4 protein-coding genes are annotated in these 3,920 nt (G+C 59.6%); all 4 read left to right on the top strand.

The genetic code is table 11. The features are described 5' to 3' along the window. The first annotated feature begins 249 nt into the window (after positions 1–249). A complete protein-coding gene (rpsL, locus tag ACOQFS_RS09580) occupies positions 250–627 on the top strand; it encodes a 30S ribosomal protein S12 (RefSeq protein ID WP_010104110.1) in 378 nt (125 codons plus the stop codon). Positions 628–823: 196 nt separating this feature from the next. Continuing rightward, entirely contained in the window at positions 824–1,297 is a 474-nt protein-coding gene (gene rpsG / locus ACOQFS_RS09585; RefSeq protein ID WP_005798541.1) for a 30S ribosomal protein S7, read from the top strand. A gap of 147 nt (positions 1,298–1,444) precedes the next feature. Beyond that, entirely contained in the window at positions 1,445–3,547 is a 2,103-nt protein-coding gene (fusA, locus tag ACOQFS_RS09590; protein WP_421562669.1) for an elongation factor G, read from the top strand. A 174-nt stretch (positions 3,548–3,721) separates the two neighbouring features. Next, positions 3,722–3,920 (top strand): GTP-binding protein (locus ACOQFS_RS09595; protein WP_421561726.1); only part of this gene is annotated, 199 nt, incomplete at its 3' end.

Here is a 3,920-nt window from a genome sequence, read left to right on the forward strand (position 1 = left end):
GGCTGCGCCATTCGGGAAGGGGGACACCGCCAGCGCGGCGGGGCGGCCCTTGCGCGGCGGTCCTGGTCTGGGCCGTGCGCTTTTAAACGCGGCAGGCCATATCGGCGCTTCGGGAGGGGTTTGGGTGTAACGCCGCATGCGGCTTGCCTGATCGACGCCTTGCTGCTACATTAGAAGGCTTTTCGGAATTTCCGAAGGGATTCACGTTTTCGCTTTCACGAAGCAAATTCACGTTTAGGGACGTATTTCATGCCAACCATCAATCAACTAGTCCGTCAGGGGCGCGAGGTCGAAAAGATCAAGTCCAAGAGCCCTGCGATGGAAAACTCTCCCCAGCGCCGTGGCGTGTGCACCCGTGTGTACACCACGACGCCCAAGAAGCCTAACTCCGCTCTGCGTAAGGTCGCCAAGGTTCGCCTGACCAACGGCTTCGAAGTCATTTCCTACATCGGCGGTGAAGGCCACAACCTGCAGGAACACAGCGTGGTGCTGGTTCGCGGCGGTCGTGTGAAGGACTTGCCCGGTGTGCGTTACCACATCGTGCGCGGTTCGCTGGACCTGCAAGGCGTGAAGGATCGCAAGCAAGCCCGCTCCAAGTACGGCGCTAAAAAGCCGAAGGCTAAGTAATTAGCCCGAGCCCAAGGCCAAGTAAGTCCTGGTTTTTCGGTCAGAAGAATTTTCGGTGCTGTTTCCCGCGTGGCGCGGTGATTCAGCGTAGTGACCCCAAACGCAGATGGTCTGCGCGGGTCGAGTAAGTGGGAGTCCTGAATGGCTCTCGCGGTGTCTGAAAAGATGCCAACTGAAGCAAAGATAGAGGTAAAAAATGCCACGTCGTCGCGAAGTCCCCAAACGTGAAATCCTGCCGGATCCCAAGTTCGGCAATGTAGAGCTGTCCAAATTCATGAACGTGATCATGGAAGGCGGCAAGAAGGCAGTGGCAGAGCGCATCATTTACGGCGCCCTGGAGCTGATCGAGAAGAAGCACCCCGACAAGGACCCTCTGGAAGCCTTCACTGTTGCCATCAACAACGTGAAGCCCATGGTGGAAGTGAAGTCCCGCCGCGTGGGCGGTGCCAACTACCAGGTGCCCGTGGAAGTGCGCCCTGTCCGTCGCCTGGCCCTGTCCATGCGCTGGATCAAGGAAGCCGCCCGCAAGCGCGGCGAAAAGTCGATGGCCCAACGCCTGGCCAACGAACTGCTGGAAGCCACCGAAGGCCGTGGCGGCGCCATGAAGAAGCGTGACGAAGTGCACCGCATGGCCGAAGCCAACAAGGCGTTCAGCCACTTCCGCTTCTAAAACGCGGATTTGTCCTGATATAGGTCCAAGGCTGCCGGCGTTCTGCCTGCAGCCTTGTGTCGATTCAGGCAGTCACAAAATTGACGGGCATTGTTGCCAGTATGGCGGCCCGACACCCTCTCCAATACGACCCATCAAGGATCCACCATGGCTCGCAATACCCCCATCGAGCGCTACCGCAATATCGGTATCTCGGCCCACATTGACGCTGGCAAGACCACGACCACCGAACGCATTCTGTTTTACACGGGCGTGAGCCACAAGATTGGTGAAGTGCACGATGGCGCTGCCACCATGGACTGGATGGAGCAAGAGCAAGAGCGCGGCATCACGATCACCTCGGCGGCCACGACCTGCTTCTGGAAGGGCATGGACAACACCTACCCCGAGCACCGCTTCAACATCATCGACACCCCCGGCCACGTGGACTTCACCATCGAAGTGGAGCGTTCCATGCGCGTGCTGGACGGCGCCTGCATGGTGTACTGCGCCGTGGGTGGCGTGCAGCCCCAGTCGGAAACCGTCTGGCGCCAGGCCAACAAGTACAAGGTGCCTCGCCTGGCCTTTGTGAACAAGATGGACCGCACCGGCGCCAACTTCTTCAAGGTCTACGACCAGATGAAGCTGCGCCTGAAGGCCAACCCTGTGCCCGTGGTGATCCCGATCGGCGCCGAAGACAAGTTCACCGGCGTGGTGGACCTGCTCAAGATGAAGGCCATCATCTGGGACGAAGCCTCGCAGGGCATGAAGTTCAGCTACGAAGACATCCCGGCCGACCTGGTGGAATCCGCTAAGGAATGGCGCGAGAAGATGGTCGAAGCCGCTGCCGAAGCGTCTGAAGAGCTGATGAACAAGTACCTGGAAGAGGGTGACTTGAGCGAAGCCGAGATCAAGCAGGGCCTGCGTACGCGCACCATCGCGACGGAAATCCACCCCATGCTGTGTGGCACCGCCTTCAAGAACAAGGGTGTGCAGCGCATGCTGGACGCCGTGATCGACTACCTGCCTGCACCGACGGACATTCCTGATGTGACCGGTACGGACGAAGATGAGCAGCCGATCAGCCGCAAGGCCGACGATGCCGAGAAGTTCTCCGCGCTGGCATTCAAGCTGATGACCGACCCGTTCGTCGGCCAGCTGACCTTCGTGCGCGTGTATTCCGGCGTGCTGACCAAGGGCGATACCGTCTACAACCCCATCAAGGGCAAGAAGGAACGTATCGGCCGTATCGTGCAGATGCACGCCAATGAACGCCAGGAAGTGGAAGAAATCCGCGCTGGTGACATCGCTGCCTGCGTGGGCCTGAAGGAAGTGACCACGGGCGAAACCCTGTGCGACGTGAATTCGCAGATCGTGCTGGAGCGCATGGTGTTCCCTGAGCCTGTGATTTCGCAGGCCGTGGAACCCAAGACCAAGGCCGACCAGGAAAAGATGGGCATCGCCCTGCAGCGCCTGGCTGCAGAAGATCCATCCTTCCGCGTGAAGACCGACGAAGAATCCGGCCAGACCATCATCTCCGGCATGGGCGAACTGCACCTGGAAATCATCGTGGACCGCATGAAGCGCGAGTTCGGCGTGGAATCCAACGTGGGCAAGCCCCAAGTGGCCTACCGCGAAACCATCCGCAAGACGGTGGAAGAAGCCGAAGGCAAGTTCGTGCGCCAGTCCGGTGGTAAGGGCCAGTACGGTCACGTCGTGCTCAAGATCGAACCCAACGAAGCCGGCAAGGGCATCGAGTTCGTCGACGCGATCAAGGGCGGTGTGGTGCCTCGCGAATTCATCCCGGCCGTGGAAAAGGGTATCAACGAAGCCGTCACGCAAGGCGTGCTGGCCGGCTACCCCGTGGTCGACGTCAAGGTCACGCTGCACTTCGGTTCGTACCACGATGTGGACTCGAACGAACTTGCGTTCAAGATGGCTGCCATCTTCGGCTTCAAGGAAGGCTGCAAGAAGGCCGGTCCCGTCATCCTGGAACCCATGATGGCCGTGGAAGTGGAAACGCCTGAAGACTACGCCGGCAACGTGATGGGCGACCTGTCCAGCCGTCGCGGCATGGTGCAGGGCATGGACGACATCCCGGGCGGTGGCAAGGCCATCCGCGCCGAAGTGCCGCTGTCGGAAATGTTCGGCTACTCCACGACCCTGCGTTCTGCCACGCAAGGCCGCGCCACATACTCGATGGAATTCAAGCACTACAGCGAAGCCCCTCGCAACGTGTCTGAAGCCATCATGGCCGCACGCGCAAAGTAATGGTCAAAACAGCTGTCAGCGCTTATCCAGTAAGCGCTGACAGCTATTGATTGAATAGCAAATTTTTTTGCAATCTGCGACCCGGTGCCGTCCCGTTGCTCTGTGCAGGACGAATCAGCAATCGGGTGCAGACGTTAAACCCCAACACAGGCATCGCTCTTTGGAGAACTGAAAATGGCAAAAGGTAAATTCGAACGGACCAAGCCCCACGTCAACGTGGGCACCATCGGCCACGTGGACCACGGCAAGACGACGCTGACGGCAGCCATCGCTACCGTGCTGTCCGCCAAGTTCGGCGGCGAAGCCAAGGCGTACGACCAGATCGACGCAGCGCCTGAAGAAAAGGCCCGCGGCATCACCATCAACACCGCCC

It is taken from the genome of Paracidovorax sp. MALMAid1276 (assembly GCF_049198005.1).
Lineage (GTDB): Bacteria > Pseudomonadota > Gammaproteobacteria > Burkholderiales > Burkholderiaceae_C > Acidovorax.